This window comes from Bartonella sp. OC68QHHN (assembly GCF_042193875.1).
Classification (GTDB): Bacteria; Pseudomonadota; Alphaproteobacteria; order Rhizobiales; family Rhizobiaceae; genus Bartonella; species Bartonella grahamii_A.
This window is the reverse complement of record NZ_JBHIME010000007.1, coordinates 1-3,102: the sequence shown is the minus strand read 5'-3', so window position 1 is coordinate 3,102 and position 3,102 is coordinate 1. Positions and strand designations below refer to the sequence as shown.

The 3,102-nt window shown below is 36.8% G+C and carries 3 protein-coding genes and 1 pseudogene; 2 read left to right on the top strand and 2 right to left on the bottom strand.

Annotation, left to right across the window (positions count from 1 at the left end; genetic code table 11):
• The first annotated feature begins 502 nt into the window (after nucleotides 1-502).
• Nucleotides 503-766: a type II toxin-antitoxin system RelB/DinJ family antitoxin gene (locus tag ACFIJ0_RS00575; protein WP_078680035.1), complete on the top strand. Its 264-nt coding sequence runs from the start codon at nucleotides 503-505 to the stop codon at nucleotides 764-766.
• Nucleotides 753-1,034 carry a type II toxin-antitoxin system YafQ family toxin gene (locus ACFIJ0_RS00570; protein WP_375623758.1) on the top strand — a complete coding sequence of 94 codons (282 nt, stop codon included), beginning with the start codon at nucleotides 753-755 and terminating at the stop codon, nucleotides 1,032-1,034. The genes ACFIJ0_RS00575 and ACFIJ0_RS00570 overlap by 14 nt, the downstream gene beginning before the upstream one ends.
• A gap of 150 nt (nucleotides 1,035-1,184) precedes the next feature.
• Here the strand turns inward: ACFIJ0_RS00570 and ACFIJ0_RS00565 are convergent.
• Nucleotides 1,185-1,584 (bottom strand): annotated as a pseudogene (locus tag ACFIJ0_RS00565) (antA/AntB antirepressor family protein); the annotation flags it as partial.
• Nucleotides 1,585-2,148: 564 nt separating this feature from the next.
• The gene (locus tag ACFIJ0_RS00560; RefSeq protein ID WP_375643893.1) at nucleotides 2,149-2,640 is read right to left on the bottom strand and encodes a Rha family transcriptional regulator; all 492 of its coding nucleotides are present in this window, start codon (nucleotides 2,638-2,640) and stop codon (nucleotides 2,149-2,151) included.
• Between the last annotated feature and the right edge of the window lie 462 nt (nucleotides 2,641-3,102).

Genomic DNA, 3,102 nt, shown 5'->3' with positions numbered 1-3,102 from the left:
AGAAACAGCCGCATTATGTGAAACACCCATCTTCTTTGCAAACGCACGAACCGATAGACCCTTACGATGCTTCTTGGTCATGGAATAGTCTCTTTTTGCTTAAAGAATGAAATTTTATGGTGGAACAAAACAAAGATGTTTTTTTTAAGATATTGACATATTATTGCCTTATTTAATATTTAAGAAAATGGATTAGGTAGTTACATAAACTTATTGAAATAATTAAGAGGTGGATTATGTTTGAAGCTCTATATGCATTTATCTTAACTATAACAATAATAGCAGAGGGATTAGATTTGTTATTTTATTCATGGTGAATTTATGCATTATTGCCTCTTTTAAAAAACAAGGGAACGATTGGCACGCACGTATGAGTGAAGTGTTAAAAAAGCAAGCGGTTGTTAAGCCAAACGATCTCGCCACTCTAAAAATTGTGCTTTACAGTTGAAATTGTACTTCAATTGTATTACATTGAAATACAGTTGAGAGAGGAGAAATCATTATGGCTGCCAGTCGTATGGTTCAAGCGCGTGTACCAGAAGAAATTCAAAATGTTGCTAGTCAAGTTATTCAAGCTTCAGGTTTATCAGTAAGTGATGTTGTGAGAGTGTTGATGACACGTATTGCACAAGATAAAGCTATTCCGTCCTTCTTGTTTCAACCTAATGCGAAAACTATAGCGGCTTTTGCAGAACTAGAAGAAGGTAACTTAAAAAAGTTTCATTCCGTAGACGAATTATTTGACGATCTCTATGCGGACGATTGAACGTACCACTATCTTCAAACGTGATTTCAAGCGTGAAATGAAAGGACGGTATCGGCATCTTTTAGATACTGATTTGCGCCAAATCATTGCAGCATTAGCAAATGATCAACCTTTAGAACCTCGATATCATGACCATGCATTAACTGGGAATTGGAGCAATTATCGAGATTGCCATATTCGACCTGACTTAGTGTTGATTTATCGCTTGATTGATCAAGATCGATTGATTTTAGTGCGTCTTGGCTCCCATGCAAAACTTGATCTTTAAACCATCTCCCCATTTTAAGAACGGGAAGGGGAGATGTTTTTAAANGATCAAGCTCTTTTTCGAGGTCATTTGCATCCAACAAACGCCTCATCATCAATCCTAAGATTTCTCCAACACCTGCAGGTTTTTTAAAACACTCATAAGAAAATAATTCATAATCAACAGATTGGCTTTTTAGTTTCTTTTCACACTCAATAAAATAACGGCGTGCTTGACGTCCTTTCTCGTTACGTTCAACCATGGAAAGCTCTTTCGCCATGTCTAGAGTGATATGATATTCTGTACTTGGACGACCGCCTTTAGGTTTTACTAAATTTTTAGTAAAACTCACAACGTCTTTATTCTCTAGGGAGGCATTGGGTTTCGCTAAAATTTTAGCGAAACTTATAAAGTCCTTATTTTCTAGGAAGCCGTATTCTTTAATACGGTTTTTTATCCAATCTCTAAAATTAGAATTGACTTCCAAAAATGTATATAATTCACGTGCGTTGACGGCTTGAACTGTTTCTTGATCAATCGTTTGTTCTGTAATTTTAATAAGAGTATTCATAATGAATTCCTTGTTGATTAGGCTTTCTATTGACATCCTAAGAGGATGCCGGGTGCTAGAAAACACGGCAACAAGCCCGTCGTTACGCTTTCCTCGTGAGAGTATTGTATAGCGTAACCACACCCGACAATATTATTATACGCATGTAGCATATAATGAGTCAAAGTCTTTAATGTGCGGAAGACTGATTATTTCGGCAACCAATCCGCTTGTTGTTTTAAGGTGTTTTCTAGGCACCTGATTCGAAAATACCTATTACTGTAGAATTGTCAAGTAACAAAAATTACTTCTTGCTAAGAAAACGTTTTACATGCTGTACAGTGTACATATTGAAATCATTATTTATCAATGAGTTAAATGTACAATGTACAGTCGATTTAAAAATTCTGTCGCTAGCGATAGTTTGCGCTCGTCCGCCCCGCAACAGACCCAACCCGCTGGGAAGTACCTTTTGAATTGATTTTATTGACTTTTTTCTGGAAAAAGCGAAGCATTATCGATAATCTCCTTTGAATTAATATCCTCCCCACTTTGAAAGCAGGGAAGATGAAATCGTATTTTAAACTAAGCAGCTTTCACAACAGATCTTTCTAAGACTTGTTTTGCTTCTTTGATTAAAGCTTTATAATGTTTGCTCTCTTCTACTTGTGTAAAGGCTTTAACAAGATGCATGTGGAGAGGTCCATAAATGTAAACAGCCTTTTTAGTTGGAGACATTTTATCCCAATCTTTTGGGAAATCAAAACGGGTATCATTATCATAATTGGTCTGCTCCTGACTCTCGAGTTCTATCCAGCGGTCAATAATTTTAGCACGCAGCACTGTACTGTACCCTGAAACTAATATAAGACATTCACGCTTAGGTAGGTTGTAGCAGACTAATTTACGTCCTGTAGAATCCTTATAATTTCCTTGAAATTTACTCACCTCAATTTTGAGGTCAGTGCATATTTGTCGAATATCTCTTACAATATTGTCATGCCTTTTATCGCATAATTCCGCAATTTCACGGCTAGACATTGTTAAAGTGGTTTGGGTGTTTACTAAATTATTCATAACGAACTCCTATCTATTTAGATGTCTTCTATTCATACCCCAAGGGGTATCGGGTGCTAGAAAACACGGTAGATAGTCCGTCGTTACGCTTTTCCCATAAAGGGTATTGTATAGCATAACTACACCCGACGAGACCATTATATGCGACGAGCATAGAATGAGTCAAAGCCTTAATGTGCGGAGAAGAGATTGTTCCGGCAATCTATCCGCTATCTATCAAGGTGTTTTCTAGGCACCTAACTTGACGATATACTTTTTCCGTGAATCTTGTCAAGAAAGAAAATCTCAGTGTATAGCAAACATAGCTTAAGAACATTATTTAGCTTTCTTATTGGCGGCATATTCTTGACGAGCAAGTTGGTACTGTATGTTGGCAATTAATCTTTCATTGGCTTTTTTTACAATAGTACTTGCAATCTCTGGCTTGGACATTACCCCAGCAATTGAGGGTCCTTTTTGTTT

What these genes read in the sequence shown, in the direction of transcription:
- ACFIJ0_RS00560 (WP_375643893.1), bottom strand. Translation starts at nt 2,640, where the DNA reads ATGAATAATTTAGTAAACACCCAAACCACTTTAACAATGTCTAGCCGT.
- ACFIJ0_RS00570 (WP_375623758.1), top strand. Translation starts at nt 753, where the DNA reads ATGCGGACGATTGAACGTACCACTATCTTCAAACGTGATTTCAAGCGT.
- ACFIJ0_RS00575 (WP_078680035.1), top strand. Translation starts at nt 503, where the DNA reads ATGGCTGCCAGTCGTATGGTTCAAGCGCGTGTACCAGAAGAAATTCAA.